This is a genomic window from Arsukibacterium ikkense, assembly GCF_000987775.1.
GTDB classification, from domain to species: Bacteria; Pseudomonadota; Gammaproteobacteria; order Enterobacterales; family Alteromonadaceae; genus Alishewanella; species Alishewanella ikkense.
This window is the reverse complement of the sequence record NZ_LAHO01000005.1, coordinates 26,028-46,931: the sequence shown is the minus strand read 5'-3', so window position 1 is coordinate 46,931 and position 20,904 is coordinate 26,028. Positions and strand designations below refer to the sequence as shown.

The window sequence follows — 20,904 nt, the reverse complement described above, 5'->3', positions numbered from 1 at the left end:
GCTTACAGCGCTTGTAAAGTGCGGTTTAAGGTGACGCTTGGCCGCATTGCCTCAGCCACTAATTTATCATTAGGTTTGTAATAGCCGCCAATATCTACTGGTTTACCCTGCACACCGTTCAGTTCAGAGAGTATCTGCTGCTCGTTAGCCTGCATGGCGTCTGCCAGCGTGTTAAACCGTGCTGCCAGTAAGGTATCGGTTGTCTGTTTTGCCAGCTCCTGCGCCCAGTACAGCGCCAAATAGTAGTGACTGCCGCGGTTATCCAGCTCCCCCGCTTTGCGCCGTGGCGATTTATCATTATCCAGGAAGGTCGCGGTTGCTTTATCCAGACTGTCAGCAAGTACTTTCGCCGCACTGTTACCGGTCACCTGAGATAAATGCTCCAACGACGCCGCTAACGCCAGAAACTCGCCCAGCGAATCCCAGCGCAGATGGTTTTCTTCTACAAACTGCTCAACATGTTTAGGGGCAGAGCCGCCAGCGCCGGTTTCAAACAGGCCACCACCATTCATCAGTGGTACTACCGACAACATCTTGGCACTGGTGCCAAGCTCTAAAATCGGGAATAAGTCTGTTAGGTAATCACGTAGCACATTACCGGTTACCGAAATGGTGTCCAGACCCTGCTTAATCCGGGCCAAAGTATGACGAGTCGCTGTTTCCGGCGCCATAATCTGGATGTCCAGACCATTGATATCATGATCTTGTAAGTAACGCTGTACTTTGTTAATCAGCTGGGCGTCATGCGCCCGCTCACTGTCCAGCCAGAATATGGCCGGGGTGCCACTTAACCGTGAACGATTCACCGCCAGTTTTACCCAGTCACGAATTGCTGCATCTTTAACCTGACACATGCGCCAGATATCACCTTGTTCCACCGGGTGGCTGAACAACACATCACCCTGACTGTTTAACACTTTCACTGTACCTGCGGCCGCAATTTCAAAGGTTTTGTCATGCGAGCCATACTCTTCTGCTTTTTGCGCCATCAGGCCAACGTTCGGTACTGAGCCCATAGTCCGCGGGTCAAAAGCACCATTTTCTTTACAGAAATTAATAGTTTCCTGATATACGCCGGCATAACAGCGGTCTGGGATCACGGCTTTGGTGTCTTTTAGCTGGCCATCCGGGCCCCACATCTGGCCTGAGCTGCGGATCATCGCCGGCATAGAAGCATCAATAATCACATCACTAGGCACATGCAAGTTAGTGATACCCTTGTCTGAATTTACCATCGCCATGGCAGGTTTTGCAGCGTAAAGCGCGGCGATAGCGTCTTTAATTTCCTGCTGTTTGGCTGCTGGCAAGCTGCTGATTTTAGAATACACATCACCTAAACCATTGCTGACATCAACACCTGCTTCAGCAAATTCGGCAGCATATTTGCTGAAAATTTCCTGATAAAACACCTGCACCGCATGGCCAAACATGATGGGATCAGATACTTTCATCATGGTGGCTTTTAAATGCAACGAGAACAGCACACCTTTCGCTTTGGCATCGGCAATTTCAGCCGCATAGAAATCTCGTAATGCTCTGCAGCTCATGGTGGCCGCATCAATAATTTCATCTGCCAGTACGGCTACCTTCTCTTTTAATACGCTAACCGCACCGTCTGTCTGGTGTAGCTCTATGCGCAAGGTATCGGCACTGCTGATTGTGGTCGACTGCTCAGAGCCATAAAAATCGCCGCTGCTCATATGCGCAACATGCGAGGCAGAGTCTGCCTGCCAGGCTCCCATACTGTGCGGGTTCTTTTTAGCATATTGCTTAACAGACGCCGGGGCGCGACGATCAGAGTTGCCTTCACGCAGTACCGGATTTACCGCACTACCTTTAATTTTGTCATAGCGCGCTTTCACATCACGCTCTTGCTCAGTTTTTGGCTCTGGCGGATAATCTGGCAGGGCATAACCCTGGCTTTGCAGTTCTTTAATGGCTGCTTTTAACTGCGGCACGGAAGCACTGATGTTTGGCAACTTGATAATATTGGCTGCTGGCGTTTTGGCCATTTCGCCCAGTTCAGCCAGCGCATCGCTCATCCGCTGCTCTGGCTGTAAAAAATCCGGAAAACTGGCAATGATACGCCCTGATAACGAAATATCGCGGGTTTCAACAGCAATACCTGCAGCTGCAGAAAATGCCTGAATAACAGGTAGCAAAGAATGAGTCGCCAACGCGGGCGCTTCATCAGTGATGGTATAAATGATTGTTGCACTTTCTTTCGACATGTTAGTTCCTGTATTGTAATCGCGGAATGTCCACGGGAGCCCGCGGGGTGTGCCGCGCTAACACTGTAACACTGTGATTATTGTTTAAAACGCAGCAAAAACAACGGCCGTTAGTATACCAGCATCAAACTGATTAAAACAGGCGCAGCACTGCCGGCAGTGTTGCTGACTGACAACAACGTTAACAGACTTACAGGAAGAAGCTTTGACACACTCAGCGCCTTTTCGCCACAGGCAACATAAGCCAAATAGCGAAAAAAACAATAGGACCAAGGTCGAAATTCCACTATTGGTATTGTTCAATAAACCTTACGATGTGCTCAGCCAGTTTACTGACAACAGCACACCTGCCCGCGCCACCCTGGCCGACTATATAGCACTGAAAGATGTCTATCCGGCGGGCCGGCTCGATCGCGACAGTGAAGGCCTGCTGTTACTGACCAATTGCGGTCGCACTCAGCACCAGCTAAGCGATCCAAAACATAAAGCACCAAAAACGTACTGGGTACAGGTAGAGGGCGACATCACCGATGAGGCCCTGAATAACCTGCGCCAGGGCGTGATATTAAAAGACGGTCCTACGCTACCGGCAATAGCAGAGCCTATAACACCACCCACGCTGTGGCCACGTAACCCACCGGTGCGTTATCGGGCCAATATCCCGACCAGTTGGTTAAGCCTGACGATTACCGAGGGCCGCAACCGTCAGGTACGCCGGATGACTGCTGCTGTTGGTTTTGCCACCCTGCGCTTAGTCCGTTGCCAGATCGGCCCCTGGCAATTGGATCCGCTGCAACCCGGAGAATATCGGGTTGTCCATTTATAAATAGTCTTGGTTGGCACATAAGCTGCGGCAATGCTGGCGATAACGATTTTTTACCCGCCAAATTAGTGCTATACTGCGCGCCTTCTTTTTTGTCAGAGTCAGTGTGGTGTAATGTCAGCTAACAGCAGTAAAAAAGTCATCGTCGGCATGTCCGGCGGCGTAGATTCCTCAGTTTCAGCCTACTTATTAATCCAGCAGGGTTATCAGGTCGAAGGCCTGTTTATGAAAAACTGGGAAGAAGACGACAATGATGAATACTGTGCTGCCGCCGAAGACATGCACGATGCCCAGCAGGTCTGCGACAAGCTTGGTATCCCGCTGCATAAAGTCAATTTTGCGGCGGAGTACTGGGACAACGTGTTTGAGTATTTCTTAGCAGAATACCGGGCCGGCCGTACCCCGAACCCTGACATTATGTGCAACAAAGAGATTAAGTTTAAAGCCTTTCTTGAGTTTGCCGCCGAAGCACTGGGGGCCGATTATATTGCGACCGGCCATTATGTGCGCCGCCGCCAGCAAAACGGCCACTGGCAACTGTTACGTGGCCTGGATAGCAATAAAGACCAAAGCTACTTTTTGTATACCCTGGGCGAAGAGCATGTCAGCCAGACGCTGTTTCCAATAGGTGAGCTGGAAAAGCCTGCGGTGCGGGCAATAGCCGAACAACAGGGGCTGATTACTCATGATAAAAAAGATTCTACCGGTATCTGTTTTATCGGTGAGCGTAAATTTAAGGATTTTTTACAGCAATATCTGCCTGCACAGCCAGGCGACATTGTCAGCATTGATGATCAGCAGGTGCTGGGCCGCCACGACGGTTTGATGTACCATACGCTGGGCCAGCGCAAAGGCCTGAAAATAGGTGGTCTGCGAGACGGTAGTGATAACCCCTGGTATGTGGTGGCAAAAGACTTGCCGCAAAACCGTTTATTGGTGGCGCAGGGTCATGACCATCCGGCATTGCTGGCCAGTGGTCTGATTGCCAGCCAGTTGCATTGGGTCGACCGTACCGGGCCACAGCAAACCTTACGCTGCACTGTAAAAACCCGCTATCGCCAGACCGATATCAGCTGCACTCTTTCAGCGCTGGCCGACGATCAGTATCAGGTGATATTTGACCAGCCACAAAAAGCCGTTACCCCAGGCCAGTCTGCGGTATTTTATCTTGATGACGTCTGTTTAGGCGGCGGCATTATCGACAAGGCCATTAAATAACTATGCAACACTCTTTAGCTAACCAAATTATTGGCCTGGCAGGTCTGTGTCAGGCTGTCAGCCTGCTGCAAAGCCTGGCCCGGCATAACAAACTGGACTCCGGACTGTATAACACCAGCCTGGCCAGCATAGCCAACCTGAGCCCTGACTCGCCGCTGGCGGTATATGGCGATGACCCGGCAAACTTAACGACAGGCCTGCAGCTGATTATTGACCAGCTGGGAGATAAACCGAAAAAAGATGTTGAGCTCACCCGCTATTTAGTTGGGGTATTGGCGCTGGAACGCAAGCTGAACAAAAGCCGCGGCAATATGGCTGAGCTTGGCAAGCAACTCGGCCAGTTAGAGCGGCAGTTGCAACATTTTAGCGTGACGGATGACAACATCGTTGGCCGTCTGGCCGATATTTACAGCGAATGTATCAGCAGCCTGGGCAGCCGTATTCAGGTTTATGGCCAACCTGAATTACTAAAACAAGCCGCAGTGCAGCAAAAAGTACGGGCATTGTTACTGGCCGCGGTGCGGGCTGCCGTGTTGTGGCGCCAGGCAGGCGGCAGCCGGCTAAACTTTATTTTTAAACGTCGCAAACTGGTTGCGGTTGCCCGGCAGATGCTGGCACAGACCACACCTTAAACTTCAGGAGTTTTCATGGAACTTAATGCCCTTACCACCATATCCCCGGTTGACGGCCGCTATGGTAGCAAGACGGTTGAGCTACGCCCGTATTTCAGTGAGTTTGGTCTGATTAAATACCGGGTTACTGTTGAAGTACGCTGGTTACAACAACTGGCGGCCACCAAAGCCATTACTGAAGTACCGGCTCTGTCAGCCGCAGCTAATCAGTTGCTGAACGATATTGTCGACAATTTCAGTCTGGCAGATGCACAGCGGGTAAAAGACATTGAGCGTACCACCAACCATGATGTAAAAGCGGTAGAATACCTGCTGAAAGAAAAAGTGGCCGCCAACAGTGAGCTCAATGCTATCAGCGAGTTTATTCACTTTGCCTGTACCTCAGAAGACATTAATAATCTGTCGCATGGTTTAATGCTAAGCCAGGCTCGTAATGAGGTGTTATTGCCGCAGTGTGATGCCTTGCTGGCTGCCATCAAAAATCTGGCCAGCGAACATAAAACCGTTGCCATGATGGCACGCACCCATGGTCAACCCGCTTCACCTACCACCATGGGTAAAGAAATGGCCAACGTATACGCCCGCTTAAAGCGCCAGCGCGATCAGATTGCCTCAGTCGATATTATGGGTAAAATCAATGGTGCCGTTGGCAACTATAACGCCCATTTATCAGCTTATCCACAGCTGGACTGGCACCAGTTTGCGGAGCAGTTTGTCACCAGCCTGGGTTTAAGCTTTAACCCCTACACCACCCAGATTGAACCGCACGATTACATTGCCGAGCTGTTCGATGCCGTAGCCCGTTTTAATACCATCCTGCTTGATTTTGACCGTGATATCTGGGGTTATATAGCGCTGGGTCATTTTAAACAAAAAACGGTTGCCGGTGAAATTGGCTCCTCTACCATGCCACACAAAGTAAACCCGATCGATTTCGAAAATTCTGAAGGTAACCTGGGCATCGCCAATGCCTTGTTTAACCATTTATCAGCCAAGTTGCCCGTGTCACGCTGGCAGCGTGATCTGACTGATTCAACCGTATTGCGTAACCTCGGCATGGGGTTTGGTTATACCCTGATCGCCTACCAGGCGACGTTAAAAGGCATTAGCAAGCTGGAAGTCAATGCGCCTGCCCTACTGGCTGAGTTAGACGCTAACTGGGAGTTACTGGCAGAGCCGGTACAAACCGTAATGCGTAAATACGGTATTGAAAAGCCTTATGAGAAACTGAAAGAGCTGACCCGTGGCAAACGGATTAACCAGGCTGATTTAGCGCGCTTTATTGATACACTGGCATTGCCTGAGCAGGTTAAAACCGAGTTAAAACAGCTAACGCCGGCTAACTATATTGGCGATGCCATCGCGCTGGTAGATAAACTCGGTGAATAACCTTATGTACACACTGAATTTTGCCGACTTAACCCCAGCGCGCTTTTTAGCCGAGTTCTGGCAGAAGAAACCGCTATTACTAAAACAAGGGTTTAAAAATTTTACCGACCCACTGTCGCCTGACGAGCTGGCAGGCCTGGCGCTGGAAGAAGAGATTGAGTCGCGGGTGGTGTTATGTACTAATGGTGACTGGCAAATGGAAACAGGCCCAATAGAGGATTTCAGCCGTTTTGGCGAACGCGACTGGACCATTTTAGTCCAGGCAGTTGACCATTGGCATGCCGATGCGGCACTGCTGCTACAGCCGTTCCGGTTTATTCCCAACTGGCGGATAGACGATCTGATGGTCAGCTTTTCCACGCCCGGTGGTGGTGTCGGCCCGCACCTGGACCAGTATGATGTGTTTATTATTCAGGGCCTGGGCAAACGGCACTGGCGGGTCGGCATGCCCGACAGCAGTTTACAGCAATTCTGCCCGCACCCCAGACTACTACAAGTAAGCCCCTTTACTGCCTGTATTGATGTCATTATGGAGCCGGGTGATATTCTTTATATTCCGCCGGGCTGCCCGCACGAAGGCATTTCAGAGGAAAACAGTTTAAACTACTCGGTCGGTTTTCGCGCGCCGGCCCAGAAGGACTTGTTGACCGGGCTGGCCGACTACCTGATAGATAACGATATCAGCGGCAAGCGTTTCACTGATCCAGAGCGGCCAGTTTGCCAGAATATTGGCGAGTTAGGCGCGGCTGACTTAACTCAGGTTAAACAGTTACTTCAGCAATTAGTCAGTGATGAAACCAGCTTACCCTTGTGGTTCGGCCAGTATATTAGCCGAGCCAAGCATGAATTAGACTTACAGGAACCCGATCCACAGTACCAGGCTGACGAAATTGCCGAGTATCTGGAAGAAGGCTCAGTGCTGACGATTACCGGTGGTTTACGTTGTTGTTACCATCAGGCAGATGCTACTGCCGATATCGCACTATTTATCAATGGCGAGCAATATTTGCTGCCAGGTAATGAACTAATAACCGCCAGGTTACTGACTGAACAACGCCAGTTAGATGAACAGCAATGCCGCTATTTTCTGGCGCTGCCCGAGCGATTGGGCTTATTGGTGCATTTTATTAATCTCGGTTACTGGCACTTTACCGGGTAAATCCAGCGCCAGTAAGTCACTCACTTTTGATCAAAAAAAACCGCAGAGTCTGCGGTTTTTTTTCTATTCTGTATACTGAGCGTTACAGTGGCTTAAGCTTGGCTCTGCCACAAAGCATCATCTTCAAACAACTCGTATAAGCCCTGCGCGCGGCTTACCAACAAATTAGCAAAATCCTGCTGGGTTTTATCAACAGACTCACTGTTGACGATATGCTCAGCTTTCAACTGCCAGTTTAAAGAAAATGAGCGCATCGCATCACGCGCATTTGCCGCTGCAGAAAATGGCATATGATCAGTGGGCAAATCACCGCTGATCACCCAAAATGCTTGTTTATCCTTAGTATTCAGCTTCCAAAGTGCAACCAGCGGTGGCATGTAACGGCTCTCGGTTACTGCCACATTATCAGGAATAATCCCTTTGCCGGCGAGATACTGATTGGCTTTTTGAAACTGGCTACGGATCCACTCTACCCGCTGTTGTTCCCCGGCTGCTTGCTGCTCTTGCTGAGTTAACTGCTCACTCATTTTATACTTCCAATAAAGAATTTACCTTCAACATTGGCGTTACTTTAAGGGAGTCAGACGACACAATCAAGCGCCGGTGATAATTGTCGACAATTAACTTATCTGACCAGCTGTTATTTTTGCCGATATATAGCGTAACCCTGGTTGAAATGTTACATTCCGCGGCGCAAAAAGCTTGCTTAGCGCCAGCTTACAACTAACCGTATTATCGAGGGAGAATCAGACGTGGCAGTATTTAATCATCCTGAATTCGACAACCATGAGCAAGTCGTGTTCTGCAGTGATCAGGAAACCGGTCTGCGGGCCATTATCGCTGTACACAGTACCCGTTTGGGCCCGGCTGTTGGTGGTTGCCGCCTGTGGAATTACGCCTCTGACGAGGAAGCGATTGTTGATGTGTTGCGCCTGTCCCGCGGTATGACATATAAAAATGCAATGGCTGGTTTGCCATTGGGTGGCGGTAAATCGGTGATTATTGGTGAGGCAAAAACCATTAAGTCTGAGGCGCTGTTTAGGGCATTTGGCCGTATGCTGCATCGGCTTGGTGGCAGTTATTACAGTGCGGAAGACGTTAATATTACCACTGGTGATATAATGCAGGTAAACAAAGAAACGCCGTTTGTCGCCGGTTTAGAAGGCAAAAGCGGCAACCCTGGCCCCTTTACGGCGCTGGGCACCTATCAGGGTGTCAAGGCTGCAGCCATGCATCAATTTGGCTCTGCCGATTTAGCAGGTAAAACAGTAGCGGTACAAGGCCTGGGCAGTGTTGGTTATGGCTTATGTGAATATTTACACCAGGAAGGTGCCAAACTGATTGTTACCGACATCAATCAGGCATCGGTTGAACGCGCAGTGGCGCAATTTGGTGCTGTAGCAGTTGGCTTACATGGTATTTATGCAGTGGACGCTGACGTTTATGCCCCTTGTGCATTGGGTGCCACCCTGAACGATGAAACCATTGGCTTGTTAAAAGCCAGGGTAGTAGCAGGCTGCGCCAACAACCAGTTACAGCATGCCCGCCATGGCGACATGCTACGCCAGCGTGGTATTTTGTACGCACCGGATTATGTGATTAACGCCGGTGGTATTATCAATGTGGCCTGTGAAATGCGCCCTGAAGGCTATAATGCCGCCGATTCAACCGCCAAAGTAAACCAGATTTATCATACCCTGCTGAATATTTTCCAACGTGCAGATGCCGAAGGCAAATCAACCAGTGATATCGCTGATGTCATGGCCCAGGAAATTATTGCCCGCGGCCCACAATAAACCCGATTAATAGCGCAATAAAAAACCGGAGCACAATGCTCCGGTTTTTAGTTTTAGCTTACCCGCTTTACATCAGGCAGCGTCTTGGTTTTTAATGGCCATTGCTGACAACACGCCAGGTTTAAAACTATCAACCGAAATCGATTTAAAGCGTAACCGGTTCATTTCAGTTAACTGTGCGGCTTCTGCCTCGCTAATTACTGCCAACTGCAACGCCTGGGCAATGCTGTCAAGCAGCGGCAGTTTACGTGCCAGCTTGCCTTCACGCTGCGCCTGATAAATTTTCTTCATTAATGGCTGGGCTTTATGCATCGCGCTAAACGCCGCTTCCATCAGGCCGGTTGCATCATCTTCAGCCTGACCAATATAACAGAGGTGGGTTAAGCGATCGCGGATCACGCCAGGTTTCGCCAGCGCAGTGCAAATGGCAATGGCAATATCATCGGCCGGCATTTTGTAACCAATGCCAAATGGGAACACCAGGGTACGAATAACTCGTGCTACCACCCGGTTCGGGAAATTAACCAGGAAGCCATCAAAAGCCTTGCCAATTTCAAACAGTGCTCGTTGCACACTGTAATGCACAAAGGGTAAATCAGCTTGCTGACGGCCATTGTCTTCGTAAAACTTCAGCACGGCCGAAGCAATATACAACTGGCTTAACACGTCACCCAACCGTGCTGACAGCATTTCTTTACGCTTTAAATCGCCGCCCAGCATCAGCATCGAGATATCAGCGCTGAGTGCCAAAGCACGACTCATCCTGCTTAGCTGTTTGTAGTAACGCACGGTTTCGCCCGCCACCGGCGCACTATTGAAAGCGCCAGCGGTAATACCCTGCCATAAGGCGGCAAAGGTATTGCCAATAGCAAAGCCAACGTGATTAATTAACAACTTATCGAACTGCTTCAAGCCCTCTTCGGCGTCAGGGTTGGCGGCTGCGGCCAGCTCTGCCAATACATAAGGGTGGCAACGCGTTGCCCCCTGGCCAAAAATCATCAGGTTACGGGTTAATATATTAGCGCCTTCAACCGTAATCGAGATGGGCACACCCATATAGCCATGCGCCAGATAGTTCATAGGCCCACACTGAATCGCTTTACCAGCATGAATATCAAAAGCATCATTTAATAAAGTGCGCGACATTTCAGTCATATGATACTTGGCAATTGCGGTTACCACCGATGGGCTCAGTTTTAAATCAATAGCACCGGCAGTCATCACCCGCATCGCTTCCAGGGTATAAGTCAGCCCTCCAATCCGGGCCATCCCTTCCTGCACCCCTTCAAACTTGCCAATCGACATACCAAACTGCTGGCGCACGTAGCCGTACGCACTGGTCATCCGGGTTGCTAAATGACCGGTAGCGGTTGCCAGAGCCGGCAGCGAAATACCACGCCCGGCTGATAAACACTCTACCAGCATCCGCCAGCCACGACCGGCATAATCCGGGCCACCAATAATCCAGTCAATAGGGATAAACACATCTTTACCGTAGGTAGTGCCGTTCATAAACGCCATATTCATCGGGAAGTGACGGTCGCCAATTTCCACCCCCTGATGGCTGGTAGGAATTAAGGCGCAGGTAATACCAAGATCTTGTTTGTCGCCCAGCAACTTTTGGGGGTCGTACAGCTTAAATGCCAGGCCTAGCACTGTCGCCACTGGTGCCAGAGTAATGTAGCGTTTATCCCAGTTCAGCTTAATACCCAGTACTTCCTTACCTTCAAATTCACCTTTACAAATGATTCCGGTATCCGGAATACCACCCGCATCGGAGCCGGCCTCCGGGCCTGTCAGGGCAAAGCAAGGCACGTCGGTACCCTTGGCTAAACTTGGCAGCCAGAAATCTTTCTGTGCCTGGGTACCATAGTGCATTAGCAGCTCACCGGGACCTAACGAGTTTGGCACCATCACGGTAACCGCTGCGGTTAAGCTACGGGTCGCAATGCGAGAGACGATGGTCGAGTTGGCAATAGCCGAAAATTCACGGCCACCATAGGCTTTGGGGATAATCATCGCGAAAAAACCTTCGCTTTTTATATAGTCCCACACGGCTTTGGGCAGATCGCGGTCTTCCTGCACTATTTTATAGTCGTCCAGCATCGCCAGCAGTGTTTCAACCTGATTGCTCATAAACGCCTGCTCGTCGGCCGATAATTCGGCTTTTGGAATAGCGTGCAGTTTTTGCCAATCCGGTTTGCCTTTGAACAGTTCGCCATCCCACCAGACATCACCTGCTTCCATCGCTTCACGCTCGGTGTCGGACAAAGGCGGCAAGATCTTTTTAAATACCGCAAACACCGGTTTGCTGATCAGGCTGCGCCGGATATCCGTCACGCCCAACACCACGACAATGACCAACACTAAAATTAACATAATCGCCATAACAGACTTCCTTTAAGTACCTGAGCGTAACTGCTGCTGAGGTTGTGAACGAGTAAAAACCGGCGCGGCAATACCTGCTGCTAAATACGGCAGCAAACGTTGAATAACGCCTTCAATATCAACTTCTTCGTTAAAATCTGCCTGCGCAATCTCGGCAAGCGCTTCATTTGATGCCATGGTAAAAACAATAGTGCCCAACGAAAAATGCAAGCGCCAGAACAACTCACTGGCTGGCAACTCCGGGCAGGATTGCTGCACCAGTAACACAAATTTATCAAGTACCCGGCCATAATGCTGGTTAATAAACCAGCGCAAATGGCCTTGCACATCGGTGTAGCCACGCCCCAGCAACTGTAAAAATATCCGGGTGCCATTGGTGTGCACCGAATTAAGTTCCAGCAAGGGTTTAACAAAAACAGCCAGCACCTGTGTCAGGTTATTGGGATGCTGCACCGCCAGCAACTGGTTAAACTCCTGATCTAAACGAGCCATCAACACGCGTAAATAGCGTTGCAACACCGCCTGAATCAGCTCTTTTTTCGAACCAAAATGATAATTGACAGCGGCCAGATTCACTTCGGCCAAACTGGTGATCTGACGCAAAGACGTATCGTTAAAGCCGGTGTCAGCAAACAGACTTTGCGCCGCATCAAGAATTTTTTGTTGGGTATTTTGTTTTGCGACCATGCCCACCACACAAATTTAAACAAGTGTTTGAAATGTACGTTTGAATCCAGAAGTTGTCAAGCCAGAAAACATTACTGGTCAGACTTGATGAGCATAATAAAAATAGCTTGACATTATTTCGCCGCTGAGCGAACTTTGCTGTTATCTTAATCATGTCACATCTTCCGGAGAGCAGCCTGATGCAAAAATGCGCAAGCAATCATCGCTACTACTGCCCTCCGTTCTACCTATCTGAATGGTTCAATAATTAGTTCTCCCTCTGCGTCAGGCAGAGGCTGCCCCTTACATGCATATTAAATAATCTCAGTATTTTACTGCCTTTAACTTGCCAGAGGGGTTACTTTACGTTTCTGCTTTGACGCACTTTTCCCTTTTTTAATCAGATTGCCGATAAAGGCAACGTTTGTAATCCAGAGGAATGTGTATGTACTTTAAAGCAAAAATGAAGCTATCGACCTTAAGCGCAGCAGTTATATTGGCCACTACCGGCCAACATGTTCTGGCCGCTGAGGAAAACGCTGCCGAAGAGCAGAAGATTGAAAAAATTCAAATCACTGGTTCACGCTTAAAAGGCGTGGATATGGAAGGCGCCAACCCGGTGCAGATATTCAGCCGCGATGATATGGCCCGGCGTGGTTATGACAGCGTGGGCTCCTTTCTGCGTGATCTGCCCCAGGCCTCGAGTGCCGGTACCTTCACTGAAAATGGCGGTGTCGGTGGCGCTGATGGTTCTCCTGCCGGTTCGTCAGGGGTCAGTTTACGGGGACTAGGTAGTAGCTCCACACTGGTGTTAGTTAATGGTCGCCGGGTTGCTGTTGACTCCTTTACCAATGGTTTTGATTCCTTTGTCAACGTTAACTCCATTCCGATGTCTGCCCTGGAGAGGGTGGAAGTATTGACCGACGGCGCCTCCTCTGTTTATGGCTCTGATGCCATAGCCGGGGTCATTAACTTTATCCTGCGTAAAGACGTTGAAGGCCACGAGATTTCAGTGTCCTATGGCGACGATACCAAAAGCAGTAATTTTGGCCGCACCAATCTGACCTATGTTGGCGGCTTCAATACCGAAAACAGCAACACCACACTGGTCGTTGATTACTTTGACCGCAAAGCATTATTTAACAGTGACCGCCCTATTGACGTGACATTAAAGTCCAGCACCCGGGTAACCATTGACGGTAGCGATTATGCCGAGCCGTGGTGTGGCACAGATGTCAGTAACGGCGGCACCCGTTGTCGCTATGACTACGTTATCGAACGCGCTATTCAGCCTGATACTACGGCTATTGGCGCTACCCTGCACCACAATTACCAGCTGGCTAACGGTAATGAATTTTTTGCCGAAGCCATGTTTCAGAATAATAGCGGTTCGGCATACGATTCGGCCGCAGCCTTTGATGTAAGGATTGCCGGTAATTCACCGCTGGTGCCGCAATGGGCCCGCGATATCGATGCCGCCGATGGTCAAATGAATCAGATCCGCGTTCGCTCCCGTTTCCCGGAAACCCGGCTACAGGATTATGACACTACCAGCTACCGGTTATTAGCCGGATTACGGGGTGAATTGGGCCTGTGGTCCTGGGAAACGGCCGCCACTTACGGTAAAACCGAAAATGAAATTACCCATGTCCAGGGCTATATGGGCCGCGATAAAGTAACTAACGGCATTGCGAATGGTACTTTTAACCCTTTTAATTTAGGCCGTGATAACAATAGTGCTGCTATTGCCGCGGTGCGCGAACTGGCGCCACGTGTGGGAGAGTCTGAAGTTTTCTCACTGGACTTTAATATCGCCGGCGATTTAGCGCTGGAATTACCGGCAGGCAATATCAGCGCGGTATTTGGTGGCGAGTTCCGTAGTGAAGATATCTTTGATCGCCCTTCGCAAATAGCCCAAAGTGGTGGCGTTTTTGCTCTGGGTGCCAGTGATGCTGCAGCAGATCGTACCCAATATGCGGCTTATGCAGAGTTTAACGTGCCTGTCACCGACAGCCTTGATCTGATTGCCGCATTGCGTTATGACCACTACAGTGATTTTGGCGGTGATACCAACCCTAAATTATCGCTGCGCTACCGGGCAACCGACGAACTTATTCTACGGACCTCATGGAGCACCGGTTTCAGAGCCCCTTCCCTGTCACAACTGGGCGCCGGTGAGTCTCTGGGCTCGGCCTACATCAACTGTGGCGCTGCTCAACCCTTTAACGCACTATGTGGTACTTTTGGTGCTTCGTTTGGTGAGCTGGAATTTGATCAGGAAACACTCGGTAATCGTGGCTTAGACGCTGAAAACTCAGAAGCCATTAATATTGGTTTTTCATGGAACCTGACTGAAAACCTGCAAATTACCGCTGATTACTGGCGTTATGAGCATACTGACATTGTTGATGTGGATGCCAATACTACCCTTAAAGCCTGTATTGCCGGCACCGCGCCTACGACTAACAGCATAGCAGCACTAAACGGCGAGTTCGGTTGTGTACTGGATGCGGGTGACGACCTGGTATTTTTAAGAACTGGCTTCTTCAACGTTGGTCGCCAGCAAACAGATGGCGTTGATGTTAACATTAACTACAGCCTGCATACCGCTGGATTCGGTACCTTTAAACTGTATGCTGCCGGCACCAAGACTTTTTCATATCAGCGGCAAATTAACCCTGAAAGCGGCAAAGAAGACTTGCTGGGTAAACTCAGTGGTGCCAATGAAATTGCCCGGCCTGATTTTGTGGCCGATTTTGGTAGCGACTGGAGCCTGAATAACTGGAGCGCCAGCCTGTCAGCTCACTACATCAGTAAACTGGGTGACGGTGACTTTAAGTTTGGTGGCAACGAAACTCTGGATGCCTGGCTGGTGTTTAGTGGCAGTATTGGCTACGAGCTTACCGACAATCAACGTATCTTACTGTCAGTACGCAACTTAACAGACAAAAAGCCACCTTATGCCTCATCGCCAACGAACGGCTATGCCAGTTCAGTACATGACTGGATTGGTACCTTATGGACTGCACGTTACACCATCAACTTTTAAAACTCATCTGACACAACACTGATCCAACACAAGATAGGGGCCTAAAAGCCCCTTTTTCATAAAGTTAAAGCTGGCGTAGCCGCTTTGCGTTACTTACACTAGACACTAATGTTGTTAGCTTCTTATATGGAGTAGTGTTTGTCTGCCCTTAAAATTAAACCGGAACAAGTTAAATTAGGCTACGCCATTAAACTGCCAAGTGGTTGGATGAAGCACCCATTTTTATCTAGCAATATGCTGGTTGAAAACGAGCAACAATTGCACATTATTAAAAATCTGGAGCTGGATTATGTGTATTTTTTCCCGGAAAAAAGCAAGCAGATAACCCTTGATATTGCAGAGCGCTCTGCAGGCGAAGAAATTGAATTTAACAGTAAAATGTCTGAAGCACAGACTAAAATGCTGGCAGATAAAATGCGCCGCATTGAGCAAGCCAAAGCGCACCGGCGGGATATTCAGAAAACTGAGAAAGCTTTTAACCATTCTTTAAATCAGGTGCGCGACCTGATGAAACAGGTAAGCAGCCGGCCATTAAATGCCATTACTGAAGCCTCGCAACTGATAAGCCAGCTGGTAGAAACCATTGTTAATGCCGAAAGCCTGATCCTGCACTTAATATCCTCAGGTAACAAAGATCAAGAAACCTTGTACTACCATGTGCTTAACGTTTCTATCGTTAGTATGATGTTAGCGCGAAATCTTGGATTTTCGGCTGCTGATATTAAAATTATCGGTATTGGCGCCCTTTTTCATGACATTGGCAAACTAAAAGTACCCAGCCAGATTTTACGAAAAACCACGCCACTAACCGCACCTGAACAAAATTTATTAAAGATGCATACTAAATTCGGTACTGATCTGGTGAGCTTGGCTGATACCTTTCCGCTCGAAGCCTGGCCAATTATTGAACAGCACCATGAATACCTGGATGGTACTGGCTATCCCAAAGCCCTTAAAAATGAACAAATTAATAAATTAGCCCATGTCGTCGCAGTCGTTAACGAATTTGACAATCTTTGTCACCCTGCCGATCCGGCCAAAGCCCGCTCGCCTCATCATGCGCTGGCTTATATGTATAAAAGCATGAAAGGTAAACTGGATGACACTACCATGCGGGTGATGATTAAAATGATGGGCGTATATCCACCTGGTACTGTGGTAATGTTAAGCGACCAGCGAATAGCGATGGTGATGTCAGTAAACAGCAACAGCTTATTGCAACCTAACGTCATGATTTACGAGCCGGATGTTCCCAGGCTGGAAGCTCCGATCATCAGTCTGGATAGCGATGAACTTGCTATCAGTAAAGTGCTCAGCGTGGCCAGCTTACCCGAACGGGTGCGGGAATATCTGAACCCCAGGGCCCAGGTAAGTTATTATGTCCAGGGTAAACCGGGCTAAACCACTTAGCAAAAAAGCAACAGGAGCAAAGCATGAGGAACCCAGCATGCAGGTAACAGAAGTAAAACACCCGCTGGTACAACATAAAATCGGCCTGCTACGGGATGCCGATATCAGTACCAAACAGTTTCGGCAGTTGGCCGGTGAGCTTGGTAGCTTGCTAACCTATGAAGCGACCAAAGATTTAGCCACTGAAACCACCACGATCAATACCTGGAACGGCGAATGTCAGATTGAACAAATTCAGGGCAAAAAAGTCACTATAGTGCCCATTCTGCGGGCAGGCCTGGGTATGCTCGATGGCGTTCTGGATTTATTGCCCAGTGCCCGCATTAGTGTGGTGGGGATTTACCGCGACGAAAGCACCTTGCAACCGGTACCCTACTTTCACAAGCTGGCAGCAGAATTAGACCAGCGGTTGGCGTTGGTAGTCGATCCCATGCTGGCGACCGGTGGTTCCATGATCGCCACCATCGATTTATTGAAAAAACAGGGTTGTAAGCATATTAAAGCACTGGTGCTGGTGGCCGCGCCCGAAGGAATTAAAGCATTGTCAGATGCACATCCCGATGTTGAGATCTATACGGCAGCAATAGACCGCTGCCTGAATGAGCACGGCTATATTCTGCCTGGCCTGGGCGATGCCGGTGATAAGTTATTCGGTACCCGCTAACCGCTTGCCTGTCCGCATAAAACATGGCACTTTGGTGCCATTTTTAGTTAATGAGTATAATTTGTGGATCTGATCCCCTGGCACTACCCTACTCACTATGGTTTTACGTTACGCGGCTATCACAGCCAACCCAGCGGCAAACCCGTGTTGCATTTGCTGCATGGCAACGGTTTTTGCAGTCGCACTTACCTGCCATTGCTGCAACAATTACAAGCACATTTTGATTTTTTCTTATCTGATGCCCAGGGCCATGGCGACAGTGACCATGGCGGGCCTTTTTTAGGTTGGAATGCCAGTGCCGAACTTGCCAAGCAGGCATTACAAGCACACCGTCAGCTGTTTGCCGGGCAGCCCATTATCGGCGTAGGCCATAGTTTTGGAGGGGTGTTAACGGCATTAATGCATTGCAATGCTAACAGTCCATTTGGGCAGGTGATCTTGCTTGATCCCGTGCTGTTTACCCCATCGATGCTGACAGTTATGCGCTCATTAAACGGCGTTGGCCTGTACCGGAAAAACCCGATGGCCAAAGCGGCCTTGCGTCGTCGCCAGCACTGGCCTGATAAGAGTGCTGCCATAAATTATCTGACAAACAGGGGCATGTTTAAAAACTGGCAGCCCGAAGCGCTAGCCGCTTACATTGAACATGCACTGGCACCCTCTGAGCATGGCCTCAGTTTAAAATGTAAACCTGAACGTGAAGCGGAGATTTTCAGCTCCTATCCCGACAAACTCTGGCAGCAACTGAGCCTGCCGTGCCCGCCAATTTTGGTTATTTATGGCGCAAACAGCTACCCCTTTGTTAGTAAAGCTGTTAAAAAATGGCAAAGCCGCAACCTTGCAGTACAAAGTATGACCACTGCCGGCGGTCACTGCTTTATGCAGGAAAACCCAGCGCATACCGCGCAGCTAATATTGCAATATCTGCAGCTTGGATCACGTTAAAATTGCCGTTATACATAGCGGGGCTTTGCGTTATAATACGCCAAATTCAGTTCAGGGTACGCAGATGAAAAAGTCCTTATTACTAGCGGCATTGGTATTGGCAGGCTGTAGCCAACTGCCTGCACCTGAAACAAGCAGTCCGGCCCAGGTCAGCAGCACAGAGCTGTTGTCACAACCATTGACTGACGACATTGTGCCAAACAGTGCAACTACTGAAGCTGTTGCCACCAATTTCGAACAAATTTTTATCGACACGGATGTCAGCTTCAGTGGCACCCTGCCCTGTGCCGACTGCCCTGGTATTCAGTATCATTTAAACCTGTATCGTGATGGCCGCTTTGAAATACGGCAGGAATACCTGGAACGCGGCGATATCAATATTATTAAAGGTATCTGGCTGCTGGAAAAACGTAACCTGCATCTGGTTAATCAGCAGCAAACCTTGCCAGCGTTTTATTTTACCAGTAATAATCGTCTCGCTATGCTGGATTTGGCCGGTAAACCCATCAGTTCAGCGTTAAATTATCAGCTACAACGCGAAAACGAATTTGTGAAACTTGATAGCCGCCAGCCGATGCTTGGGCTGTACCTGCTGCAGGACAATCAGGCAACTTTTACTCTTTGTCAGTCTGGCGAAACACTGGCCGTAGCCAATACCCAGCATCATTTGCCGATGATGCGTCATTATCAGCAGGATGAACGCTTACGTAATAATGCCGTTATCGCCACCTTAGTTGGCCGCAAACGTGATAATGAGCGAGGCGAAAGCCAGTTGTTGATAGAGAAGTTTGAACAGTTCTGGCCGAATGCAGCATGCCCTGATCCTTATGCTCCAGGCAAAATTCATGGCATTGTCTGGCGTGCCGAAAAACTGGCAGGCCGTTATCTGCCACAACAGCTGAATGTGCGGATGATTTTTGATGGACAAGACCGCTTATACGGTTTTTCCGGCTGCAATAGTTTTAATGGCAGTTATCAGCAACGTGCCAATCGTTTAAATGTTGCTGGCCTGGCCAGCACTCAGAAGTACTGTAGCGACAGCAGCCAACTTGAACAGCAGTTTACCAGCTCACTGCAAGCGGCCGACCGGGCTGAGGTTAACGGTGATAAACTGCAGCTGTTCAAAGACAATAACTTATTAATAGAATTTAAACCGGCACTGAATTAACAACACACAGTTTAAACAACGGCTCAAAATTGAGCCGTTTTTTTATGGCAACTGACGATAGGCAGATTACAGCCAAAAAAATACCCTCATATCAAAAGATAATGAGGGTATTTAAGCCACTGTTAAGTGGCTCCCGATGCTATCGGCTTATATCAGACTAAGGCTTCTTTTGCTTTAGATACTAAAGCAGTGAAAGCGGCTTTGTCGTATACAGCGATGTCGGCCAGGATCTTACGATCGATTTCCACAGAGGCTTTTTTCAGACCTGCAATGAAACGGCTGTAAGATAAACCGTTCATCCGTGACGCTGCGTTAATACGCGCGATCCACAGCTGACGGAACTGACGCTTACGCTGACGACGGTCACGATAAGCATATTGACCGGCTTTAATAACGGCCTGGAAAGCAACACGATAAACACGACTGCGGGCACCGTAGTAACCTTTGGCCTGGTTTAACACCTTCTTATGACGCGCGCGCGCCGTTACACCACGTTTAACTCTTGGCATTTCTGACTCCTATGATTTATGCGTACGGCATGCAGCGGACTAAGCCGGCAATGTCTACTTTAGCGACTAAGGTTTTTGGACCTAACTGACGCTTACGCTTAGAAGTCTTCTTCGTCAGGATGTGGCGAAGGTGTGATTGCTTACGTTTAAAGTTACCAGAAGCGGTTTTTTTGAAACGCTTCGCGGCACCTTTATTGGTTTTCATCTTTGGCATAGTATTTAAACTCGCATTGTTAAGTTACAACGAATAATAAGGCGTTAAAAAACTGCGGCGAGCCGCAGCTTAATAAACTTGAAGGCACTTATTACTTCTTATTTGGGGCCAGCATCATGATCATCTGACGACCTTCCACCCGTGAAGGGAAGGATTCGCACAGCGCGATGTCAGCTAAATCGTCTTTAATCCGAGTTAGCATTTCAAGGCCTATCTCCTGATGCGCCATTTCACGACCACGATAGCGTAGCGTTACTTTAGCTTTGTCACCCTCTTCAATGAAGCGACGCAGGTTGCGTAGTTTTACCTGGTAATCGCCTTCGTCAGTTCCAGGCCGGAATTTTATTTCCTTAATCTGGATCTGTTTTTGCTTCTTCTTCTGCTCTTTAAGAGCTTTACTCTTTTCGAACAGGAACTTACCGTAGTCCATCAACTTACAAACTGGTGGTTCGGCTGTCGGGCTGATTTCAACTAAATCGTTGCCACCTTCTTCGGCTAATTTAATCGCGTCAGCAATACTTACTACACCCAGTTGCTCACCTTCGACACCAATTAACCGCACTTCTGGCAGATTAATTTCTTCGTTGATCCTGTTAGGACGGTTTGCAGGTAATGTTTTCTTTCCTACTTTAATAGTATGTTC

18 protein-coding genes are annotated in these 20,904 nt (G+C 48.9%); 11 read left to right on the top strand and 7 right to left on the bottom strand.

The window, feature by feature from the left end:
- Positions 1–2: 2 nt before the first annotated feature.
- Entirely contained in the window at positions 3–2,231 is a 2,229-nt protein-coding gene (locus WG68_RS06760) for an NADP-dependent isocitrate dehydrogenase (RefSeq protein ID WP_046556917.1), read from the bottom strand.
- 280 nt (positions 2,232–2,511) lie between these two features.
- Here WG68_RS06760 and WG68_RS06755 point away from each other — a divergent pair, with 280 nt between their 5' ends.
- From WG68_RS06755 to WG68_RS06735, 5 genes are all read left to right on the top strand, one after another.
- Entirely contained in the window at positions 2,512–3,057 is a 546-nt protein-coding gene (locus WG68_RS06755) for a pseudouridine synthase (protein ID WP_046557049.1), read from the top strand.
- Positions 3,058–3,168: 111 nt separating this feature from the next.
- Positions 3,169–4,272, top strand: a complete 1,104-nt coding sequence (gene mnmA, locus WG68_RS06750; protein WP_046556916.1) for a tRNA 2-thiouridine(34) synthase MnmA — start codon at positions 3,169–3,171, stop codon at positions 4,270–4,272.
- Positions 4,273–4,274: 2 nt separating this feature from the next.
- Positions 4,275–4,904, top strand: coding sequence for a high frequency lysogenization protein HflD (gene hflD, locus WG68_RS06745; RefSeq protein WP_046556915.1), 630 nt, complete (start codon positions 4,275–4,277; stop codon positions 4,902–4,904).
- Positions 4,905–4,919: 15 nt separating this feature from the next.
- On the top strand, positions 4,920–6,293 hold the full coding sequence (gene purB, locus WG68_RS06740) for an adenylosuccinate lyase (protein ID WP_046556914.1): 1,374 nt from the start codon (positions 4,920–4,922) through the stop codon (positions 6,291–6,293).
- A gap of 4 nt (positions 6,294–6,297) precedes the next feature.
- Positions 6,298–7,452 carry a ribosomal protein uL16 3-hydroxylase gene (locus WG68_RS06735; protein WP_046556913.1) on the top strand — a complete coding sequence of 385 codons (1,155 nt, stop codon included), beginning with the start codon at positions 6,298–6,300 and terminating at the stop codon, positions 7,450–7,452.
- A 92-nt stretch (positions 7,453–7,544) separates the two neighbouring features.
- Here the strand turns inward: WG68_RS06735 and WG68_RS06730 are convergent, their stop codons facing one another.
- Complete coding sequence (locus WG68_RS06730) at positions 7,545–7,979, bottom strand: DUF4826 family protein (RefSeq protein WP_046556912.1); 435 nt, start codon at positions 7,977–7,979, stop codon at positions 7,545–7,547.
- A gap of 225 nt (positions 7,980–8,204) precedes the next feature.
- On the opposite strand from WG68_RS06730, the gene WG68_RS06725 reads away from it, so the two are divergent.
- On the top strand, positions 8,205–9,248 hold the full coding sequence (locus WG68_RS06725) for a Leu/Phe/Val dehydrogenase (RefSeq protein WP_046556911.1): 1,044 nt from the start codon (positions 8,205–8,207) through the stop codon (positions 9,246–9,248).
- A gap of 72 nt (positions 9,249–9,320) precedes the next feature.
- Here WG68_RS06725 and WG68_RS06720 read toward each other — a convergent pair whose 3' ends face one another.
- Both WG68_RS06720 and WG68_RS06715 read right to left on the bottom strand, forming a co-directional pair.
- Complete coding sequence (locus WG68_RS06720) at positions 9,321–11,636, bottom strand: acyl-CoA dehydrogenase (protein WP_046556910.1); 2,316 nt, start codon at positions 11,634–11,636, stop codon at positions 9,321–9,323.
- Positions 11,637–11,648: 12 nt separating this feature from the next.
- Positions 11,649–12,323: a TetR/AcrR family transcriptional regulator gene (locus WG68_RS06715; protein ID WP_046556909.1), complete on the bottom strand. Its 675-nt coding sequence runs from the start codon at positions 12,321–12,323 to the stop codon at positions 11,649–11,651.
- Between the two features lie 424 nt (positions 12,324–12,747).
- Between WG68_RS06715 and WG68_RS06710 the strand changes: the two genes are divergently transcribed.
- From WG68_RS06710 to WG68_RS06690, 5 genes are all read left to right on the top strand, one after another.
- Positions 12,748–15,351, top strand: a complete 2,604-nt coding sequence (locus tag WG68_RS06710) for a TonB-dependent receptor plug domain-containing protein (protein ID WP_052748992.1) — start codon at positions 12,748–12,750, stop codon at positions 15,349–15,351.
- 138 nt (positions 15,352–15,489) lie between these two features.
- Positions 15,490–16,752, top strand: coding sequence for an HD-GYP domain-containing protein (locus WG68_RS06705; RefSeq protein WP_046556908.1), 1,263 nt, complete (start codon positions 15,490–15,492; stop codon positions 16,750–16,752).
- A 46-nt stretch (positions 16,753–16,798) separates the two neighbouring features.
- Positions 16,799–17,425 carry a uracil phosphoribosyltransferase gene (gene upp / locus WG68_RS06700; RefSeq protein ID WP_046556907.1) on the top strand — a complete coding sequence of 209 codons (627 nt, stop codon included), beginning with the start codon at positions 16,799–16,801 and terminating at the stop codon, positions 17,423–17,425.
- Between the two features lie 63 nt (positions 17,426–17,488).
- On the top strand, positions 17,489–18,370 hold the full coding sequence (locus WG68_RS06695) for an alpha/beta fold hydrolase (protein WP_046556906.1): 882 nt from the start codon (positions 17,489–17,491) through the stop codon (positions 18,368–18,370).
- Between the two features lie 64 nt (positions 18,371–18,434).
- Complete coding sequence (locus WG68_RS06690) at positions 18,435–19,538, top strand: META domain-containing protein (protein ID WP_046556905.1); 1,104 nt, start codon at positions 18,435–18,437, stop codon at positions 19,536–19,538.
- A gap of 152 nt (positions 19,539–19,690) precedes the next feature.
- Here the strand turns inward: WG68_RS06690 and rplT are convergent, their stop codons facing one another.
- The 3 genes from rplT to infC form a co-directional block, all read right to left on the bottom strand.
- Positions 19,691–20,047, bottom strand: a complete 357-nt coding sequence (gene rplT / locus WG68_RS06685; RefSeq protein ID WP_019676566.1) for a 50S ribosomal protein L20 — start codon at positions 20,045–20,047, stop codon at positions 19,691–19,693.
- Positions 20,048–20,063: 16 nt separating this feature from the next.
- Positions 20,064–20,261, bottom strand: coding sequence for a 50S ribosomal protein L35 (rpmI, locus tag WG68_RS19350; RefSeq protein ID WP_082122441.1), 198 nt, complete (start codon positions 20,259–20,261; stop codon positions 20,064–20,066).
- A gap of 91 nt (positions 20,262–20,352) precedes the next feature.
- Positions 20,353–20,895, bottom strand: coding sequence for a translation initiation factor IF-3 (gene infC, locus WG68_RS06680; RefSeq protein WP_046556904.1), 543 nt, complete (start codon positions 20,893–20,895; stop codon positions 20,353–20,355).
- Between the last annotated feature and the right edge of the window lie 9 nt (positions 20,896–20,904).